This is a genomic window from Pseudomonas sp. 2024-210 (assembly GCF_045062345.1).
Lineage (GTDB): Bacteria > Pseudomonadota > Gammaproteobacteria > Pseudomonadales > Pseudomonadaceae > Aquipseudomonas.
Genome location: NZ_JBJGEJ010000002.1, coordinates 19,911 through 37,031 on the forward strand (window position 1 = coordinate 19,911; position 17,121 = coordinate 37,031).

Genomic DNA, 17,121 nt, shown 5'->3' on the forward strand with positions numbered 1-17,121 from the left:
CGGACTCAGTTCTTCTCGGGCGGCAAGGTCGGCAGCGCGCGCAGAGCCGCTTCGTACCATTGCGAATCAAAGGCTCGGTCTTCTTCGAGGAGCGCGTCAATTTCCACGGCCAGCACGTGCGCCATCATGTTGAGAATATCGTCGCGCTCGTAGCCAACCAGCGTCAGCTTGTTGAACGTGGCTTTAGCGGCAGGGGGGTTGTCGCTTTCAATCTGGTTTTCAATCGCCTGAATCAGGGTATCTTCGGCAAATTCTTCTTCGTCGCTGTCGATATCAGTTGGCTCGCTCATGGGCAGGCTCCTTAAGTAAAGGCTGGCAGTCTAACGGCATTCAGCTCAGTGATGCTGCTAGCCAGCTTAGCGGCGAACCTCTATAACAGCTGCAGCCAACCCCAACACGGCCTGGAGGCTTTGCAATGCTTAAGCTTTATGGATTCGCAGTCAGCAATTACTACAACATGGTCAAATTGGCGCTGCTGGAAAAGGGCGTTGCTTTCGAAGAGGTTCCCTTCTTTGCCGGCACCACCCCTCAAGCGTTGACCATCAGCCCGCGTGGCAAAGTCCCGGTGTTGGGCGTTAAGCAAGGGTTTATCAACGAAACCAGCGTAATCCTTGAGTACATCGAACAGACCCAGTCAGGTCCAAAGCTGCTGCCGGCGGATCCTTTCGAACGCGCTCAAGTGCTGGCGCTCGCCAAGGAAATAGAACTGTATATCGAGTTACCGGCCCGTGCGCTGTACTCGGAGGCGTTCTTCGGGATGACGGTGCCTGAGGCCATTAAAACTAAAGCCCGCACCGAGTTGCTGGAAGGTATTGCCTCGCTGGGGCGTCATGGCAAATTCGCACCCTTCGTAGCGGGTGAGGCGCTGACCCTGGCGGATATCTACTTCCTGTACAGCGTCAGTCTGGCGAGTGCGGTAGGGCATAAATTGTTTGGCCTGGACTTAATGGCCGATATGCCAGGGGCCAAGGCGCTGCTCGATCGACTTGAGCAAAACACGCACGTGCAGAAAATCGCGGCGGATAAAGAAGCGGCCATGCCTCAGTTCCTGGCTTGGATCAGTAGCAAGAAATAAAGCCTGGCTTAAGTGCGGAATAAAAAACGGGCACATAATGTGCCCGTTTTTTTGGTTGCACTGCCGTTGTGCTTAGCGGTTAGCCAGCAACGCCTTGCCACGGGCAACAGCCGCTTTCACTTGCGCAGGCGCAGTGCCGCCAATGTGATTACGGGCGTTGACCGAGCCTTCGAGAGTCAACACGGCAAACACGTCGTCTTCGATCTGATCGCTGAACTGGCGCAGTTCTTCCAGGCTCATTTCAGCCAGGTCCTTGCCCGTTTCAACGCCATACTTCACCGCGTGGCCAACGATCTCGTGGCAGTCACGGAACGGCAGGCCACGACGCACCAGATAATCGGCAAGGTCAGTGGCTGTCGAGAAACCGCGCAGCGCAGCTTCGCGCATGATGGCGTGCTTGGGCTTGATCGCCGGGATCATGTCGGCAAAGGCGCGCAGCGAATCACGCAGGGTATCAGCTGCATCGAACAAGGGCTCTTTGTCTTCCTGGTTGTCCTTGTTGTAGGCCAGTGGCTGGCCTTTCATCAGGGTCAACAGGCCCATCAGCGCGCCAAATACCCGGCCGCTTTTACCGCGTACCAGTTCCGGGACGTCCGGGTTTTTCTTTTGCGGCATGATCGAGCTGCCGGTGCAGAAACGGTCGGGCAGGTCGATAAACTGGAACTGCGCACTGGTCCACAGCACCAGCTCTTCAGAGAAGCGCGACAAGTGCATCATCGCAATGCTGGCCGCGGCGCAGAATTCGATGGCGAAGTCGCGGTCCGACACGTTATCCAGCGAGTTACCGCCCACGGCGTCAAAACCCAGCAATTGAGCGGTGTATTCGCGGTCGATCGGGTAAGTGGTGCCAGCCAGTGCGGCGCTGCCCAGAGGCATGCGATTGGTACGCTTGCGACAGTCGACCAGGCGCTCATAATCGCGGCTGAGCATTTCGAACCACGCCAGCATGTGATGGCCGAAGGTCACTGGCTGCGCGGTTTGCAGGTGGGTAAAGCCGGGCATGATGGTCTCGGCTTCGCGCTCTGCCTGCTCCAGCAGGCCTTTCTGCAAACGGGTGATTTCAGCCAGGATCACGTCGATTTCGTCACGCAACCACAGACGAATATCGGTGGCGACCTGATCGTTACGGCTGCGCCCGGTGTGCAGTTTTTTTCCGGTCACACCAATGCGGTCGGTCAGGCGCGCTTCGATGTTCATGTGCACGTCTTCCAGATCGATGCGCCAGTCAAACGTGCCGGCTTCGATTTCGCTCTGGATAGTGTTCAGGCCTTCGATGATGCTGTCGCGCTCGGCATCGGTGAGTACGCCGACTTTGGCCAACATCGTGGCGTGAGCCACGGAGCCCATGATGTCGTGACGGTAAAGGCGCTGGTCAAAAGTGACGGAGGCAGTGAAGCGCGCAACGAAGGCGTCGACGGGTTCACTGAAGCGGCCGCCCCAGGACTGATTGGTCTTGTCGGTGCTCATGAATTCGCTCGTAATCGGCTGAGGAAAGGTACACAAAAAGTTGCTGCAGATCATAACAGGGTTGCCAGCGCTGACGTTGACGTACGTCGGTAACCTTTTGTATGAAGTAAGTTATTAAAAAATACAGGAACGAAATTGACTGATTACCCCCATTCGTCTTGGCAACCGTCTACAGTTGGTCGTATGGATCAGTCTTTGCAGGTCTTTATAGATAACTAAACTGATTCGGTATTAAATCGAGCAACAGACACAGGTGAATATTGCTGCGATGTTGCGGCACTTTTTGGCCTTCGCGCTAGTCTTAGCGTGGATCGCCGTGACAGCCGTCACTTCACCTGTCTACGCTATCCTTGTGCGAGACTCACGCAGGAATACAGCGCTATATGAATGTCCTGATCGTTGATGACGAAACCTTGGCCCGCGAGCATTTGAGCCGTTTAGTTGGCGCGCTTGGTGGCCACACATTGCTGGAACCCACCGCCACTAATGGCGAAGAGGCTTTGAGCCTGATCGAAAGCCTCAAGCCGGATGTCGTGTTGCTCGACATTGGCCTGCCGGGGCTGGACGGTTTGCAGGTTGCAGCCAAATTATGCGAGCGCGAGCTACCCCCTTCGGTTGTCTTTTGCGTCTCTCCAGACGAGTTCTCACTGCAAGCCTTGCAAGAGAGCGGGCTCAGTTATGTGCTCAAGCCGATCAGTGCCGAGGCATTGAGCGCGGCATTGAAAGAGGCGCATCGGCCTAACCGAAGCCAGTTGGCTGCGCTTACCCGGCCTGCTGCGCAATCGGGCAGCGGCCCGCGCAGCCATATCAGTGCCCGAACTCGAAAAGGGATCGAGCTGATCCCCATCGAACAAGTGATCTACTTTATCGCCGACCATAAATACGTGACGTTGCGTCACGAAGGCGGCGAAGTCTTGCTCGATGAGCCACTCAAGTCCCTTGAAGATGAATTCGGCAAACGGTTTGTGCGTATTCATCGTAATGCGCTGGTGGCACGTAACCGAATCGAACGCCTGCAACGTACGCCGTTAGGGCATTTCCAGCTCTACCTGCGCGGGCTCAATGGTGATGCGCTGATTGTCAGCAGACGTCATGTAGCTGGGGTCCGCAAAATGATGCAGCAGCTGTAGGGCCAGGATACGGGCCAGGGAGGCCACGTACTTTCTGATACAAGTCAGAGCTGTTTTGGCTGAGCTGTTATTATCAGCCGTATCTATTCAGTACGGATTGATCCATGTCCTCTCGCGAAATCCGCATCGCTACCCGTAAAAGCGCCTTGGCACTGTGGCAGGCCGAGTACGTCAAAGCCCGTTTGGAGCAGGCTCACCCAGGGCTTTTGGTGACGCTGGTGCCTATGGTCAGCCGTGGCGACAAGTTACTGGACTCGCCACTGTCGAAAATCGGCGGCAAGGGCCTGTTCGTTAAAGAGCTCGAAACTGCGCTGCTCGAAAACGAAGCAGACATCGCCGTGCACTCCATGAAAGACGTGCCGATGGACTTCCCGCAAGGTTTGGGCTTGTTCTGTATTTGCGAGCGCGAAGACCCGCGCGATGCCTTTGTCTCCAATACCTATGCGAGCCTGGATGCCTTGCCAGAAGGCAGCGTTGTCGGCACGTCCAGTCTGCGTCGACAGGCGCAGTTGTTGACCCGTCGGCCCGACCTGAATATCCGTTTTTTGCGTGGCAATGTTAATACGCGTCTGGCCAAGCTGGACGCGGGTGAATACGACGCCATTATTCTTGCGGCAGCAGGTTTGATTCGCCTGGGCTTCGAAGATCGCATCACCTCTGCGATCAGCATTGATGACAGCTTGCCGGCCGGCGGCCAAGGCGCTGTAGGCATTGAGTGCCGCAGTGCCGACAGTGAAATTCATGCCTTGCTAGCACCTTTGCATCATGCCGACACCGCCGTGCGTGTGACGGCCGAGCGCGCGTTGAACAAGCATTTGAATGGCGGCTGTCAGGTGCCAATTGCCTGTTATGCCGTTCTCGAAGGCGACCAAATCTGGTTGCGTGGCCTCGTGGGCGACCCTAATGGCAGCGTGCTCCTGACAGCTCAAGCGCGAGGGCCTCAAGGTGCTGCGACAGAGCTTGGGGTCAAGGTGGCCGAAGCGTTGCTGGATCAAGGTGCAGGCGCCATCCTAAAGGCTGTTTACGGTGAGGCAGGTCACGAGTGACAGGTTGGCGCTTGTTGCTGACCCGGCCCGCAAAAGAGTCGGCAGCGCTGGCGTGTGAGCTGTCCAGTGTGGGGGTTTACAGCAGCAGCTTGCCGCTGCTGACGATCCAGCCGCTGACCTTGACTGACGCGCAGCGGGCATTGATTGCTCATCTTGATCGCTATTGCGCGGTTATTGTTGTCAGCAAGCCCGCAGCGCGTCTGGGTCTCGATCTGGTCAGCCAATACTGGCCACAGCCTCCTGCCCAGAAGTGGTTCAGTGTCGGAGCCGCGACCGCACAGATTCTCACCGACTATGGTCTCGATGTTAGCTACCCTCAAAGCGCGGATGACAGTGAAGCCTTGTTGGGGTTGCCAGCGTTAAGTCAGGCTGTTGCCTGTGACAAGCCCCGGGTTCTTATTTTGCGCGGCGAGGGCGGGCGGGAGATGCTTGGCGAGCGTTTGCGCGATCTTGGCGCACAAGTCGACTACCTTGAGCTGTACCGTCGCGAGCTGCCTTCCTATCCGCCAGCAGTGCTGGTTGAGCGCGTGAAAGTGGAACGCCTGAACGGCTTGGTGGTCAGCAGTGGGCAGGGTTTCGAACATTTATGCCAATTGGCAGGCGATGCCTGGCCGCAATTGGCACATTTACCGTTGTTTGTTCCAAGCCCTCGGGTTGCGCAGATGGCGCGAAATGCCGGGGCGCTAAACGTTGTGGATTGTCGTGGTGCCAGTGCCACGGCTTTGCTGGCGGCGTTACGGGAACATCCCGTACCTGCTTTCTAATGCAAAGGATGGATACGTGAGCGAAACAGTCTTGCCAAAAGAATCCGTGCAGCCCGCGCCTCAAGCGCCGGCTCAAAAGCCCGATACACGCTCCGAGCGGCGGGGCAATGGTCTGGCCGTGGTGGCGCTGTTGCTCGGTGCTGCTGGCGTTGCCGTCGGCGGTTGGGGGGTGTGGCAGGTGCGTCATCTGCAAGTCACCACCGAGCAGCAGTTAAGCGAAGTGCCAGCGCTGGCGGCGCAAACGCTGTCGATCAGGCAGGGAGAGCAACAACTGCTGACGCGTCTCAACCAGTTGCCGTCTGCCAATGAGCTGGATAATCAGCGTCAATTGGTTGTGCAGTTGCAAGGTGATCAACAGCGTTTGAACCAGCGTCTTGAAACTGTATTGGGTGCAAGCCGCAAGGATTGGCGCTTGGCCGAGGCCGAACACTTGCTGCGCCTGGCCAGCCTGCGCTTGTCAGCCCTGCAAGACATCAGCAGTGCGCAAGCGCTGGTGCAGGGTGCTGACGATATTTTGCGTGAGCAGAATGACCCCGGTTCATTCGCTGCCCGTGAGCAATTGGCCAAAACCCTTGCAGCCCTGCGCAGCGTCGAACAGCCCGATCGCACAGGCCTTTTCCTGCAATTGGCTGCCTTGCGTGACCAAGTGGCACAGCTCAATGCGCTGGCCCCGTCTTACAAGGACGCGGGCGACTCCCTGTTAGGCCTGACAGCCGACGGTGATGGCGCGAGTCGTTGGGCGCAGTGGTGGGATGAAATTTCGCATTACATCCGTATCGACTTCAACGCGGATAAAAATGTACGGCCACTGTTGGCCGGCCAAAGCCTGACTCAAGTGCGTCTTGCCTTGAGTCTGGCGCTGGAGCAGGCGCAGTGGGCCGCTCTCAATGCTCAAGAACCGGTATATACCCGAGCGCTGGCGCAGGCCGAAGACGTGCTGAAAAATAATTTCAACGCGGATAACGTTCAAAGTAAAAAGTTGCTAGAGCAGGTAGTGGCCCTGAGCAAACAGCCGGTTACGGTGCAGACCCCCGACCTCGCTGGCACCTTGAGCGCAGTGCAGGCCTATCTTGAACGTCGCCACGTCTCTGCTGACGAGCCGGGCAAGGCGGCTGGCAATCCCGCGCAGGAGACCAGCCCATGAGACGTTTCTATGTGATTGTGTTTTTGTTGATCGCAGCGGCGGCGTGCATCGGCCTGGCAATCGCCGAAGACTCGGGTTATGTGCTGATTGCCTACAAAAGCTTCCGTTACGAATCCAGTCTGTGGGCAACGTTGGCACTGGTGCTGGTGCTTTGGCTGCTGGTCTGGGGCATCAAGCTGCTGGTCGAGCTGCTGACCACGTCGACCGGTCTGGTCAATCCCTGGTCGCGACGTAACCGTAGCCGCCGTGTGCAAATCGCCATCGAACAAGGCCAGATGGACTTGGCCGAGGGGCGTTGGGCCAGTGCGCAAAAACACCTCGCACGAGCCGCCGAAGCCGAGCGCCAGCCATTGCTTTACTACCTTGGCGCCGCCAGGGCCGCCAATGAGCTAGGCCGCTACGAAGACAGCGACCACTTGCTGGAGCGTGCACTTGAACGCCAGCCTCAAGCCGAGCTGGCGATTGCCTTGAGCCATGCCCAGTTGCAAGTCGACCGTGCCGACACCGAGGGTGCGCTGGTCACTTTGCAGGCCATGCACGAGCGTCACCCACACAACGTGCAAGTGCTCCGCCAGTTGCAGCGTTTGCACCAGCAGCGGGGTGATTGGGCTGCCTTGATCCGCTTATTGCCCGAATTGCGCAAAGATAAAGTGCTGCCCGCAAATGAGCTGGCCGAGCTGGAGCGTCGCGCCTGGGGTCAAAACCTGAGCTTGGCTGCGCAACGTGAAACAGAAGGCGAGGCGGGGCTTCAAGCCTTGCAGCGTGCATGGCAACAACTGACATCGGCCCAGCGTCATGAGCCTGCACTGGTACTGGCTTATGCCGAACAATTGCGTCAACTGGGTGCTCAGGCCGAGGCAGAGGAAGTCTTGCGTGGCGCACTCAAACGCAACTATGACAGCCACCTTGTGCGCCTCTATGGCTTGCTTCGTGGCAGTGACCCGGTGAAGCAGTTGCAGACGGCCGAAGGGTGGCTGAAGGCGTATCCTGGTGACGCCAGTCTGCTGTTGACGTTGGGGCGTCTGTGTTTGCAGAACAGTTTGTGGGGTAAAGCGCGTGACTACTTTGAAAGTAGCCTGAAGATTGAGCGTAATCCGGAGACCTGCGCAGAGCTGGCGCGCTTGCTGGCCCAGCTGGGCGATACGGAACGCAGCAATCAGCTGTTTCAGGAAGGCTTGAATATGCTGGATGAACGCTTGCTGGCGCTGCCGTTGCCTGCCTAAACCCCTTTCCGTGCTTGAGCGCCTCCACGGACTCTTCAAACAATGAATGAACGCGGTGAGCGGAGGCTTTTGATACAGCCACTCACCGCATTCACCTCGTTTGCCGTTTCCTACAATCCCTTCGCCTAAAGCGAAGGTTGAGTGCAGGAACTGATACCGCGACAGGTGTAAAACGGGCTCAAAATAGCACTTGAAGTTATTTCCTACAGGCTAATTGCATCGTGCCTTCAAGATCTGTTTGTTATTCCCTACAACCTTAAAGACGGTTCGTCAGTGAGCCATCTTGAAAGGGCCAATGGCTTTCATCTACCGTAACCAGCTACCAATTTTGTTACGGAAAAGCCATGTTTTTGGCCTGCTCACGTTTCATTTTTCTGCTTGCTTTCCTTCTTGGCGTCCTCGTCATGGGGGCTTCTTTATTTCTGGAATATGGCTTGGGGCTTGAGCCGTGCCTGCTATGCCAGATCCAGCGGTATTTTTTGTTGGGCTGGTGCATTGTCAATCTGGCAGCATTCCTCCACAGGCCAAGCCGCAGCGGCATGATGGCCTACGCCATTGTGTGCACGGTGTTAGCCCTGGGAGGCGCTGGCAGTGCCGTCAGGCAGGTGTTGTTACAAGGCCAGGCCCCTGAGCAACTTATGTTTTGTCAGCCCGATCTCGGCGCGATCTGGCTCAACCTGCCGCTGTCTGAAGTGGTGTCGACCATCTATCGAGGGAGTGAAGCGTGTGTGCTGACTCACTGGAGCTTTTTCGATTTGCGCGTGGCTGAGCTGAGCTTGCTGGCATTTGCCGGTTTGAGTGTGCTGAGTAGTTATCAAATTATTCGAGCGCTCTCATACCGCGTATGACCTGCGCATGCGACGTGGCGTAGCAACCAAGATTAAACGCTTGTATGAACTTTCTCTCGTGCGTACCTTGAAGACGTCGCCGTGCGGGCATAATCTGGCCCGCACGCATTATTGGAAATATGCCGCCCAATCCAGGTGCGCTTTGCACATTTGGGCTCAGACAGGCTTGGCTAATGCCAGGCGGCCTAAGCCCACAAGGGAAGAGAGATCGTCATGCTCGAGAGTTGCAAGAATGCTCAGGAACGTTTCAATGGCGTCCATAAGCTGATTGATCGCTGGCTTGCAGAGCGAGAACAACTTATCGAGGCGTATGAGGCTGTCAAGCTTGAGCAAATGAGTTCAAACCCTAAGCGAAAGCCTCAAAAAGATTTTTGTGTGATTTTGGTGGACTACGTTTCCGCTGGTCATTTTGAGATTTACGCGGAGCTGGCTGAGGAAGCCAAAGCGTTTAATGATGTGCGGGCGTTGGAGTTTGCCCAAAGCATTTACCCGCGAATTGATGTCAGCACAGAGGCCGCCTTGGCCTTCCATGAGCGCTGTGGAAAAGACCACGACCCTGCTTGCGACAGACTTGCCGCCAAATTCAAAGAGCTCGGTGCCTTGCTGGATGAGCGCTTTGAGCTTGAAGACTGCCTGATCGAAGTGCTGCACAACGCGCACAAACAAAAAGAAGTCGAAGCGATACAGGCCTAAGCCTTTACGCTTAAAAAAACGGTGCGCATTGCGCGCCGTTTTTCGTTTTCGAGGGATTATTTTTTGCTGTCGAGCAATTCGACTTCAAACACCAGCGGCGTATAGGGCGCAATTAAATCCCCGGCTCCCGTAGCGCCGTAAGCCTGACTGGAGGCAATCACCAGTCGCCACTTTGCCCCTACCGGCATCTGCACTAGCGCACTGCGCCATCCGGCAATAACGCTGTCCAGGCGAAACCATTGGGGCTGGGTGCTCTGATCGAATACGGTGCCGTCAGGCAGACGGCCTACATAGTTCACATACACCGAATCCTGCGCGCCCGGTTTGGCGCCCGTGCCGGGTCTTAGTTCTGTCGCGATGAGGCCGTCGGACAGTTCTCGCGCATGCGTCTTACGTTTCTCTGTCGATAAAAAATCCCGCTCGGAGGCCAAGGCCATTTCACTGTGGGGTGCCGCGACCGCGTTTTCAGCGTTTGCCTGATGCTCGGTCAGAATCGCTTTGATGCGCTCATCACTCAATGCCAGCGGTTTGCCTTGATACGCCGTGCGCAGGCCCTCAACCAGCGCCTGAATCTGTAACTCGGGCACTTCGTCACGCAGGCGCTCACCGAGGCTGGCACCCAGGCTGTAAGCAAGGTCGTGGGCGACGTCCGGGCTTGGAGGCGAGGCCGCGTGGGTCAAAGATGCGAGGCTTAATAACGTTAAAAAAAGGTAACGCGGCATGGACACTCTCCGGCCTGAAGTGCGCAGGATTATGCCAGTGCCCCATCGTGGGAACGTTAATTTATTCGGGGCTGGCTAACGAGTTAATGAACCCTGAGAAATGAACGCGATGATGATTTAAAAAGTATCCGGCACAAGTTTCTAGACGGCATGCAACCCACAGCTATGGTTAGTGTCAAGATGATCTAGCGGCGGTTCTTACAGAGGTCTAGTATGAGTCGCACTCACTTCAGCCAGGAGGTAAATCATGTCGGCCAAAAAGAAGCCAGTAAATACGCCGTTGCACCTGCTCCAACAGCTCTCAGGCAGCTTGCTTGAGCATTTGGAAAACGCTTGTTCCCAAGCGTTGGCTGATGCTGAGAAATTGCTCGCCAAGCTTGAGAAGCAGCGCGGCAAAGCACAGGAAAAATTGCACAAGTCGCGTGAAAAGTTGCAAGACGCTGCGCATGCAGGCAAGTCCAAAGCTCAGTCCAAGGCCAAGTCTGCAGTTAAAGAGCTTGAGCACCTTCTTGATTCGCTCAAAGAACGCCAGACTGAAACCCGCGATTACATTCAACAACTCAAGCGTGATGCCCAAGAAAGTTTGAAGTTGGCTCAAGGTGTGGGTCGCGTTAAAGAAGCGGTAAACAAAGCGTTGTCGACTCGCGACGCCAAACCGGCATCTTCCGCTAAAAAATCTTCGGCTAAAGCGCCTGCCAAGGCTCCGGTAAAAGCCGCCGCCAAGCCTGCTGTTAAAACACCTGCGCCAAAGCCTGCAGCTTCTCGTACTGCTGCTGCCAAACCAGCCGCTAAGCCAGTTGCCAAGCCGGTTGCAGCCAAAGCCCCAGCGACCAAAACTGGCGCTAAAACTGCCGCCGCCAAACCTGCAGCCAAGCCCGGCTCTGCTAAAACTTCGGCTGCCAAGCCAGCAGCAGCCAAAGCACCTGTTAAGGCGCCCGTAAAAGCCGCAGCCAAGCCGGCACCGAACACTGCCGCCGCTAAACCGGCTGCCGCCAAGCCAGCAGCAAAACCTGCGGTTGCTACCAAGCCTGCCGCCAAGCCAGCAGCCAAACCTGCGGTTGCTACCAAGCCTGCCGCCAAGCCAGCAGCCAAACCTGCGGTTGCAGCCAAGCCCGTAGCCAAGCCAGCTGTAAAAGCAGCCCCCAAGCCCGCCGTTAAAAAACCAGTGGCAGCTAAACCTGCCAGCGCGCCGACCAAACCGGCCACAGCAACGGCCAGTGCGCCAGCAGCCACCGCGCCCGCAACATCCCCAACAGCTTCAACGACGCCAGCAGCAACGCCTTCCAGCGCGTCCTAAGCGGGGCCGATTGCGGCGCGTAATGTTTGCAGCGCGCCGCAATCCGGGTGGTCAATAGTGGCCGCCATCATGGCTGGCCAATCGCAGTTGTCTTGCGATTGAGCACGCTGCCAATGCTGACTCGCCGCCTCCAGACGACTCAACAACGTCCGTTCAGCCTCCAGTTCCAATGCCTTGACCTTCACGCGCAACGCTGCAAGCGCCTCATCTTGTGCGCTCGCGTCGCGCCACTGTGTGCGCAATTGCCGTAACGGTTGCACCACTTCGCGCTGCCACGGTTCGGCGCAATCCTTTAATTGCGCCATCCGGGCAGCAGTGCAGGCGATGCCACGCTGTTGCAGCCATACCGCACACAGCAACAGGCACACGTCTAGACCTTGGTCTTGCAGGCGCAAACACGCGTGCTCAACACCCGGCCGGGCATAGAGGTTCAAACAGTAATTCCACAGGTCAGTCTGCATTGTGCAATTCGCGCCAGTTGAGAGGGAAGCTGGTAGACTCCGCCGCCATTATGATCCGACTTCAGAACCTGACTTTACAGCGTGGCCCGCAACGTCTGCTAGAAGACGCCGAGCTGACCCTGCACGCCGGCCACAAAGCCGGTCTGGTCGGCGCCAATGGCGCCGGTAAATCCACTTTGTTCGCCTTGCTGCTGGGTGAGTTGACGCCTGATTCCGGGGAATGTCTGCTGCCGGCCGACTGGCGGATTGCCCACATGCGGCAAGAAATCGACACCCTCGACCGTATTGCGGTCGACTACGTGCTCGATGGCGATCAGCGCTTGCGCCAGGTGCAAGCCGATCTGGCCAAGGCCGAAGCCGCAGAAGACGGCGCCGCGCTGGCGCGTCTGCATGCCGAGCTGGACAGCGCCGATGGCTACACCGCCGATGCGCGCGCTCGCAAAATGCTGGCCGGCTTGGGCTTCACCAACGAACAAATGGACCGTCCGGTTGCTGACTTCTCGGGTGGCTGGCGGATGCGCCTGAACCTGGCGCAGGCGCTGATGTGCCCCTCTGATCTGTTGTTGCTCGATGAGCCGACCAACCACTTGGATCTCGACGCCATTCTGTGGCTTGAAGACTTCCTTAAAAATTACCCGGGCACCTTGCTGCTGATCTCCCATGACAGGGATTTCCTTGATGCCGTGGTTGATAACATCGCCCATGTTGATCAGCGTAAAATCACGCTCTATCGCGGCGGCTACAGCGCCTTTGAACGCGCCCGTGCCGAGCGCCTGGCTCAGCAGCAGCAAGCCTACGAAAAGCAACAGGCGCAACGTGCGCACATGGAAAGCTACATTGCTCGCTTCAAGGCTCAAGCGACCAAGGCACGTCAGGCTCAAAGCCGGATCAAAGCCCTGGAGCGCATGGAAGAACTGAGCGCGGCCCATGTTGATTCGCCGTTCGACTTCGTGTTCCGTGAGGCGGTGAAGCTTTCCAGCCCGCTGCTCGACTTGTCTGATGCACGTTTGGGCTATGGCGATAAGACCATCCTCGAGAAGGTCAAGCTGCAACTGGTTCCGGGTGCGCGCATAGGTTTACTCGGGCCGAACGGTGCCGGTAAATCGACGCTGATCAAAAACCTGGCGGGCGAGTTGGAACCGCTGTCGGGCCGTCTGGCCCGTGGTGAAAACCTGGTGGTGGGTTACTTCGCTCAGCATCAACTGGACTCACTGGACTCCAAAGCCAGTCCGTTGCTGCACATGCAACGTCTGGCGCCGACTGAGCGTGAACAAACGCTGCGCGACTTCCTCGGTGGTTTTGACTTCCGTGGTGCGCGTATCGACGAGCCGGTCTTGAACTTCTCCGGGGGTGAAAAAGCCCGTCTGGCTTTGGCGCTCATTGCTTGGGGCCGTCCCAATCTGTTGCTGCTCGACGAACCGACCAACCACCTTGACCTCGAAATGCGTCTGGCGCTGACCATGGCCCTGCAAGAGTTCAGCGGTGCGGTATTGGTGGTCTCTCACGATCGGCATTTGCTCAAGAGCACCACGGATGAGTTTCTGTTGGTGGCGGATGGCAAGGTGGAGGAGTTCGACGGCGACCTCGAAGACTACGCCCGTTGGTTAGCCGACTACCGCTTGCGCAATGCCCCGACCAGCAATACGCCGGTCAACCCTGACAAGACCGATAAAAAGGCTCAACGTCAGGCCGCGGCAGCACTGCGTCAACAATTGGCCCCGCACAAGCGTGAAGCCGACAAGCTTGAAAGCGAGCTGGGTAAGGTCAACGAAAAACTCGCAAAAATCGAAACCAGTCTGGGCGACAGCGGTGTTTACGAAGCGGCTCGTAAAGACGAACTGCGTGAGTTGCTGGCTGAGCAGGCCAAGCTCAAAGTGCTAGAAGGCCAGCTCGAAGAGCGCTGGATGGAAGCGCTGGAACTGCTTGAAACCTTGCAAGCGGAGCTGGAGGCACTGTCCTGATGGAGTCGCTTAACTTGCCTCTGCCGGCGCAGATGATCGAACCGCTGTGGATTGGCGTGCAGATCTTGCTGATCCTGCTGGCGGGTTACTTCATGCAGCGCGGGGTGGCGCGATTTCTAACCCGTCTGGGGGAGCGCTACCCATTGCCGCCGCAGCTGCTGATCCCGCTGCGCGGTGGGTTGCGCTGGTTCATCATGGGCAGCGCACTGATTTTCGTGCTCGAACGCCTCGGTGTTTCGGCCACGGTCTTGTGGACGGCGCTTTCAGGCTTCGTCGCTGTCGCGGCGATTGCTTTCTTCGCGATGTGGAGTGTGTTGTCCAACCTACTCTGCGCGGTGCTGATCTTCACCGTCGGGCCCTTCCGGATCGGTGATGTGGTGGAGCTGCTCGACACCCTCGACAAGCCGGGCGTCAAAGGCCGTGTCGTGGCCATCAACCTGCTCTACACCACTCTGGTCGAGCCTGTAGAGGCCGGTAGCGGCAGCAGCATGGTGCAGGTCCCCAACAGTTTGTTCTTTCAGCGTTCGGTGCGCCGCTGGCGCGAAGGCGACATCTGACGCCGAACCGCGGTTGATTCTTCCCAAACGGCGCATTAGCTTAGTGGACTTGTTACAACAATTGTCCGGGGTGCGATATGTCGCTGGAAACGTGGTTAGCCTTTTTCGCGGCCTGCTGGGTCATCAGCCTTTCGCCGGGTGCAGGGGCGATTGCCTCGATGTCTTGCGGCCTGCAATACGGCTTCTTGCGGGGCTACTGGAACGCGCTGGGCCTGCAATTGGGGCTGGCCCTGCAAATTGCCATCGTCGCCGCCGGTGTCGGCGCCATCCTCGCTGCATCCTCCACGGCGTTCTACGCGATCAAATGGTTCGGCGTTGCCTACCTCATCTACCTCGCGGTCAAACAGTGGCGTGCGCTACCCGCTGACCTCAGCGATGACACCACCTTACGCCCCATTGGCAAACCGCTGGCACTGGTGTTTCGCGGCTTTCTGGTCAACGTCAGTAACCCCAAGGCACTGGTATTCATGCTTGCGGTGTTGCCTCAATTTGTCGATCCGCATGCGCCGTTGGTGAGCCAATACCTGATGTTGGGCGTAACCATGATCTGCGTTGACCTGATTGTCATGGCCGGTTACACCGGGCTTGCCTCCAAAGTGCTGCGCTTGCTGCGTACCCCCAGACAGCAACGGCGCATGAACCGCACTTTTGCGGGGTTGTTCGTAGGCGCGGCCGGTTTTCTGGCGACATTGCACCGCGCCACCACTTAAAAATCTTGAGTCGCGGTCATGAGAAGTGAACAATGTGTTACTTCTCATTTCCATTCCGGAATTATTCATGACCGCCCGCTCGCGTTTCTTGGCCTGGCTGATCGTGCCAGTGCTCGCGCTGTGTAGCTTTGCCGTATCTGCCAATTCCCCTGAGGGCGCCTCACAAGCGCTGCACCTGATCGATTACATCGGGGCGGACTATCCGCCTACGGTTGAAGATGGCAAAGTCATCGACGAAACCGAGTATCGCGAGCAGCTGGAATTTTTGGCGGTGCTCAAGGGTTTAATTGCTGATCTGCCAGATCGTCCTGAGCATGCCGAGTTGGTGCAGGGCGTCAGCGCCTTGCAGACAGCCATTGAGCAGCATGAGGATGGCGTCAATGTGGCCCGTGCAGCGCGTCAGCTAGGGGCCAAACTGGCGGCGGCTTACGAGGTTAGCCAAGCCCCTGTGATTACCCCTGACCCGGCTCGTGGTGCGACGCTTTATACACAGCAATGCTCGGTATGCCACGGCGTAACCGGTGCCGGAGATGGCCCTGCCAGCGTCGGCATGACCCCGCCACCCGCCAATCTGCGCGATGCGGTGCGCCTGGATCGTCTGAGTCTTTACGCCATTTTCAACACTTTGACTTTAGGCGTTGAAGGCACTGACATGCCGTCGTTTGCCGACCAGCTGGACGAGCGCCAGCGTTGGGATCTGGCCACCTATGTCGCAGGGTTGAGTGCCGACCCGGCAGCGGCCAAGGCTGATAAAACCTACAACTTGGCCGACCTTGCCCGTCAAACCCCCAATGAAGTACTGACAGCCGAAGGCCCGCAAGCGGCGGCAACGTTCCGCGCTCAACGGGCCCAGCCACCGCAGGTCAAACGAGGTCCTGCACAGTTGCTGGACTACACCGTGGCGACCCTCGACAAAAGCTTGGCCGCTTACCGAGACGGCGATCACGAACAGGCCTACGACCTCTCGGTAGCTGCTTATCTGGAAGGCTTTGAGCTGGTTGAAAGCTCGCTGGATAACGTTGACAGCAACGTGCGCAAAAACACCGAGAAAGCGCTGATGGCGTATCGGCAATCGTTGCAGGACGGGATGCCGATTGCACAGGTAGAGCAGCGTTTGGAGGCGGCTAAAACCTTGCTCAAAGAGTCAGCCGGGTTGCTGGGTAGCGACGGTCTGAGCTGGTCATTGAGCTACATCTCCGGTTTGCTGATATTGCTGCGCGAAGGGCTGGAAGCGATTCTGGTGCTGGCGGCGATTCTTGCTTTCTTGCGCAACACGGGTCAGCAATCTGCGGTACGCAGCGTCAACGCGGGTTGGGCCTTGGCATTGGTAGCGGGTTGGGCAACGTGGGCCTTGGCTGCCTATGTGATCGACGTCAGTGGTGCCCAGCGAGAGCTGCTCGAAGGGTGTACCGCCTTGTTCGCCAGCGTCATGGTGCTGTGGCTGGGCGTGTGGATGCACGACCGGCGGCATGCGGCGGCCTGGCAGGATTACATCAAAAGCAGTCTGGTCAGCGGTGGCGGTCGATTTGGTTTCGCGATTCTGGCGTTCTTCTCGGTCTACCGAGAATTGTTCGAAGTCATCCTGTTTTACGAGACCCTGTGGCTGCAAGCCGGTCCGGCCGGCCACAATGCCGTGCTCGCGGGGGGTGCCACGGCTTTGGTGCTGTTGATCGGTCTGGCCTGGGTCATTCTGCGCGGCTCGGCCAAATTGCCGCTGGCGCTGTTCTTCGGCATCAATGCGGCCTTGCTCTGCGCCTTGTCTGTCGTGTTCGCGGGGCATGGCGTGAAGGCCCTGCAAGAAGCCGGTATTTTTGGAACACGGCCCGTGGCGTTCTTCGAATTTGATTGGCTGGGCATTCATGCGGACGCCTATTCGCTGGGCGCACAAGTAGTGGCGCTGGCAGCGATTGGGGTGCTCTTCGGGCGCAGCAAACTGGCTGAAAGACGCCGGGTGCACGCGTAACCTGTAGCCGCTGCCGAAGGCTGCGATCGAGCGCGAAGCGGTCGCAGCTCTCGTTCCTCG

Annotated in this window: 17 protein-coding genes and 1 pseudogene; 14 read left to right on the top strand and 4 right to left on the bottom strand. The window is 57.7% G+C overall.

Features of this window, described 5'->3' with window-relative positions; translation table 11 throughout:
- Nucleotides 1-5: 5 nt before the first annotated feature.
- Entirely contained in the window at nucleotides 6-290 is a 285-nt protein-coding gene (locus tag ACI7MX_RS02725; RefSeq protein ID WP_405584660.1) for a hypothetical protein, read from the bottom strand.
- Between the two features lie 125 nt (nucleotides 291-415).
- Between ACI7MX_RS02725 and ACI7MX_RS02730 the strand changes: the two genes are divergently transcribed.
- On the top strand, nucleotides 416-1,075 hold the full coding sequence (locus ACI7MX_RS02730; protein ID WP_405584663.1) for a glutathione S-transferase family protein: 660 nt from the start codon (nucleotides 416-418) through the stop codon (nucleotides 1,073-1,075).
- Nucleotides 1,076-1,147: 72 nt separating this feature from the next.
- Here ACI7MX_RS02730 and argH read toward each other — a convergent pair whose 3' ends face one another.
- The gene (gene argH, locus ACI7MX_RS02735) at nucleotides 1,148-2,542 is read right to left on the bottom strand and encodes an argininosuccinate lyase (protein WP_314489686.1); all 1,395 of its coding nucleotides are present in this window, start codon (nucleotides 2,540-2,542) and stop codon (nucleotides 1,148-1,150) included.
- A gap of 270 nt (nucleotides 2,543-2,812) precedes the next feature.
- Here argH and ACI7MX_RS02740 point away from each other — a divergent pair.
- The 8 genes and pseudogenes from ACI7MX_RS02740 to rsd all read left to right on the top strand — a co-directional run.
- Nucleotides 2,813-2,929, top strand: a pseudogene (locus tag ACI7MX_RS02740) (sensor histidine kinase); the annotation flags it as partial.
- Entirely contained in the window at nucleotides 2,926-3,672 is a 747-nt protein-coding gene (locus ACI7MX_RS02745) for a LytR/AlgR family response regulator transcription factor (protein ID WP_405584666.1), read from the top strand. The pseudogene ACI7MX_RS02740 and the gene ACI7MX_RS02745, both read left to right, overlap by 4 nt.
- A gap of 104 nt (nucleotides 3,673-3,776) precedes the next feature.
- Nucleotides 3,777-4,718 (top strand): hydroxymethylbilane synthase, encoded by a 942-nt coding sequence (gene hemC, locus ACI7MX_RS02750; RefSeq protein ID WP_314489690.1) that lies wholly within the window; start codon nucleotides 3,777-3,779, stop codon nucleotides 4,716-4,718.
- Nucleotides 4,715-5,482, top strand: coding sequence for a uroporphyrinogen-III synthase (locus tag ACI7MX_RS02755; RefSeq protein ID WP_405584671.1), 768 nt, complete (start codon nucleotides 4,715-4,717; stop codon nucleotides 5,480-5,482). Before hemC ends, ACI7MX_RS02755 begins: the two co-directional genes overlap by 4 nt.
- Before the next feature lie 16 nt (nucleotides 5,483-5,498).
- Nucleotides 5,499-6,626, top strand: coding sequence for a uroporphyrinogen-III C-methyltransferase (locus ACI7MX_RS02760; protein ID WP_314489693.1), 1,128 nt, complete (start codon nucleotides 5,499-5,501; stop codon nucleotides 6,624-6,626).
- Complete coding sequence (locus tag ACI7MX_RS02765) at nucleotides 6,623-7,849, top strand: heme biosynthesis protein HemY (RefSeq protein ID WP_405584675.1); 1,227 nt, start codon at nucleotides 6,623-6,625, stop codon at nucleotides 7,847-7,849. The genes ACI7MX_RS02760 and ACI7MX_RS02765 overlap by 4 nt, the downstream gene beginning before the upstream one ends.
- Before the next feature lie 344 nt (nucleotides 7,850-8,193).
- Nucleotides 8,194-8,697 carry a disulfide bond formation protein B gene (locus ACI7MX_RS02770; protein WP_405584678.1) on the top strand — a complete coding sequence of 168 codons (504 nt, stop codon included), beginning with the start codon at nucleotides 8,194-8,196 and terminating at the stop codon, nucleotides 8,695-8,697.
- Nucleotides 8,698-8,910: 213 nt separating this feature from the next.
- Nucleotides 8,911-9,390 (top strand): sigma D regulator, encoded by a 480-nt coding sequence (rsd, locus tag ACI7MX_RS02775; RefSeq protein ID WP_314489696.1) that lies wholly within the window; start codon nucleotides 8,911-8,913, stop codon nucleotides 9,388-9,390.
- 56 nt (nucleotides 9,391-9,446) lie between these two features.
- Here rsd and ACI7MX_RS02780 read toward each other — a convergent pair whose 3' ends face one another.
- A complete protein-coding gene (locus ACI7MX_RS02780) occupies nucleotides 9,447-10,112 on the bottom strand; it encodes an FKBP-type peptidyl-prolyl cis-trans isomerase (RefSeq protein ID WP_314489698.1) in 666 nt (221 codons plus the stop codon).
- Between the two features lie 247 nt (nucleotides 10,113-10,359).
- Between ACI7MX_RS02780 and ACI7MX_RS02785 the strand changes: the two genes are divergently transcribed.
- Nucleotides 10,360-11,409, top strand: a complete 1,050-nt coding sequence (locus ACI7MX_RS02785) for an AlgP family protein (RefSeq protein ID WP_405584682.1) — start codon at nucleotides 10,360-10,362, stop codon at nucleotides 11,407-11,409.
- Here the strand turns inward: ACI7MX_RS02785 and ACI7MX_RS02790 are convergent.
- Nucleotides 11,406-11,870 (bottom strand): TIGR02444 family protein, encoded by a 465-nt coding sequence (locus tag ACI7MX_RS02790; RefSeq protein ID WP_405584685.1) that lies wholly within the window; start codon nucleotides 11,868-11,870, stop codon nucleotides 11,406-11,408. The two genes, ACI7MX_RS02785 and ACI7MX_RS02790, sit on opposite strands and share 4 nt — an antisense overlap.
- A gap of 50 nt (nucleotides 11,871-11,920) precedes the next feature.
- Here ACI7MX_RS02790 and ACI7MX_RS02795 point away from each other — a divergent pair, with 50 nt between their 5' ends.
- The 4 genes from ACI7MX_RS02795 (at nucleotide 11,921) to ACI7MX_RS02810 (ending at nucleotide 17,061) form a co-directional block, all read left to right on the top strand.
- The gene (locus tag ACI7MX_RS02795; protein WP_314489707.1) at nucleotides 11,921-13,831 is read left to right on the top strand and encodes an ATP-binding cassette domain-containing protein; all 1,911 of its coding nucleotides are present in this window, start codon (nucleotides 11,921-11,923) and stop codon (nucleotides 13,829-13,831) included.
- Nucleotides 13,831-14,388, top strand: coding sequence for a mechanosensitive ion channel family protein (locus tag ACI7MX_RS02800; RefSeq protein WP_314489708.1), 558 nt, complete (start codon nucleotides 13,831-13,833; stop codon nucleotides 14,386-14,388). Before ACI7MX_RS02795 ends, ACI7MX_RS02800 begins: the two co-directional genes overlap by 1 nt.
- Before the next feature lie 77 nt (nucleotides 14,389-14,465).
- Nucleotides 14,466-15,098 carry a LysE family transporter gene (locus ACI7MX_RS02805; RefSeq protein ID WP_314489709.1) on the top strand — a complete coding sequence of 211 codons (633 nt, stop codon included), beginning with the start codon at nucleotides 14,466-14,468 and terminating at the stop codon, nucleotides 15,096-15,098.
- 67 nt (nucleotides 15,099-15,165) lie between these two features.
- Entirely contained in the window at nucleotides 15,166-17,061 is a 1,896-nt protein-coding gene (locus tag ACI7MX_RS02810; RefSeq protein ID WP_405584690.1) for an FTR1 family protein, read from the top strand.
- Nucleotides 17,062-17,121 lie beyond the last annotated feature (60 nt).

Excerpts from the sequence above, each read along its gene's own strand:
- ACI7MX_RS02725 (WP_405584660.1), bottom strand. The coding sequence starts at position 290 with ATGAGCGAGCCAACTGATATCGACAGCGACGAAGAAGAATTTGCCGAA.
- ACI7MX_RS02730 (WP_405584663.1), top strand. The coding sequence starts at position 416 with ATGCTTAAGCTTTATGGATTCGCAGTCAGCAATTACTACAACATGGTC.
- argH (WP_314489686.1), bottom strand. The coding sequence starts at position 2,542 with ATGAGCACCGACAAGACCAATCAGTCCTGGGGCGGCCGCTTCAGTGAA.
- ACI7MX_RS02745 (WP_405584666.1), top strand. The coding sequence starts at position 2,926 with ATGAATGTCCTGATCGTTGATGACGAAACCTTGGCCCGCGAGCATTTG.
- hemC (WP_314489690.1), top strand. The coding sequence starts at position 3,777 with ATGTCCTCTCGCGAAATCCGCATCGCTACCCGTAAAAGCGCCTTGGCA.
- ACI7MX_RS02765 (WP_405584675.1), top strand. The coding sequence starts at position 6,623 with ATGAGACGTTTCTATGTGATTGTGTTTTTGTTGATCGCAGCGGCGGCG.
- ACI7MX_RS02770 (WP_405584678.1), top strand. The coding sequence starts at position 8,194 with ATGTTTTTGGCCTGCTCACGTTTCATTTTTCTGCTTGCTTTCCTTCTT.
- rsd (WP_314489696.1), top strand. The coding sequence starts at position 8,911 with ATGCTCGAGAGTTGCAAGAATGCTCAGGAACGTTTCAATGGCGTCCAT.
- ACI7MX_RS02780 (WP_314489698.1), bottom strand. The coding sequence starts at position 10,112 with ATGCCGCGTTACCTTTTTTTAACGTTATTAAGCCTCGCATCTTTGACC.
- ACI7MX_RS02785 (WP_405584682.1), top strand. The coding sequence starts at position 10,360 with ATGTCGGCCAAAAAGAAGCCAGTAAATACGCCGTTGCACCTGCTCCAA.
- ACI7MX_RS02790 (WP_405584685.1), bottom strand. The coding sequence starts at position 11,870 with ATGCAGACTGACCTGTGGAATTACTGTTTGAACCTCTATGCCCGGCCG.
- ACI7MX_RS02795 (WP_314489707.1), top strand. The coding sequence starts at position 11,921 with ATGATCCGACTTCAGAACCTGACTTTACAGCGTGGCCCGCAACGTCTG.
- ACI7MX_RS02800 (WP_314489708.1), top strand. The coding sequence starts at position 13,831 with ATGGAGTCGCTTAACTTGCCTCTGCCGGCGCAGATGATCGAACCGCTG.
- ACI7MX_RS02805 (WP_314489709.1), top strand. The coding sequence starts at position 14,466 with ATGTCGCTGGAAACGTGGTTAGCCTTTTTCGCGGCCTGCTGGGTCATC.
- ACI7MX_RS02810 (WP_405584690.1), top strand. The coding sequence starts at position 15,166 with ATGACCGCCCGCTCGCGTTTCTTGGCCTGGCTGATCGTGCCAGTGCTC.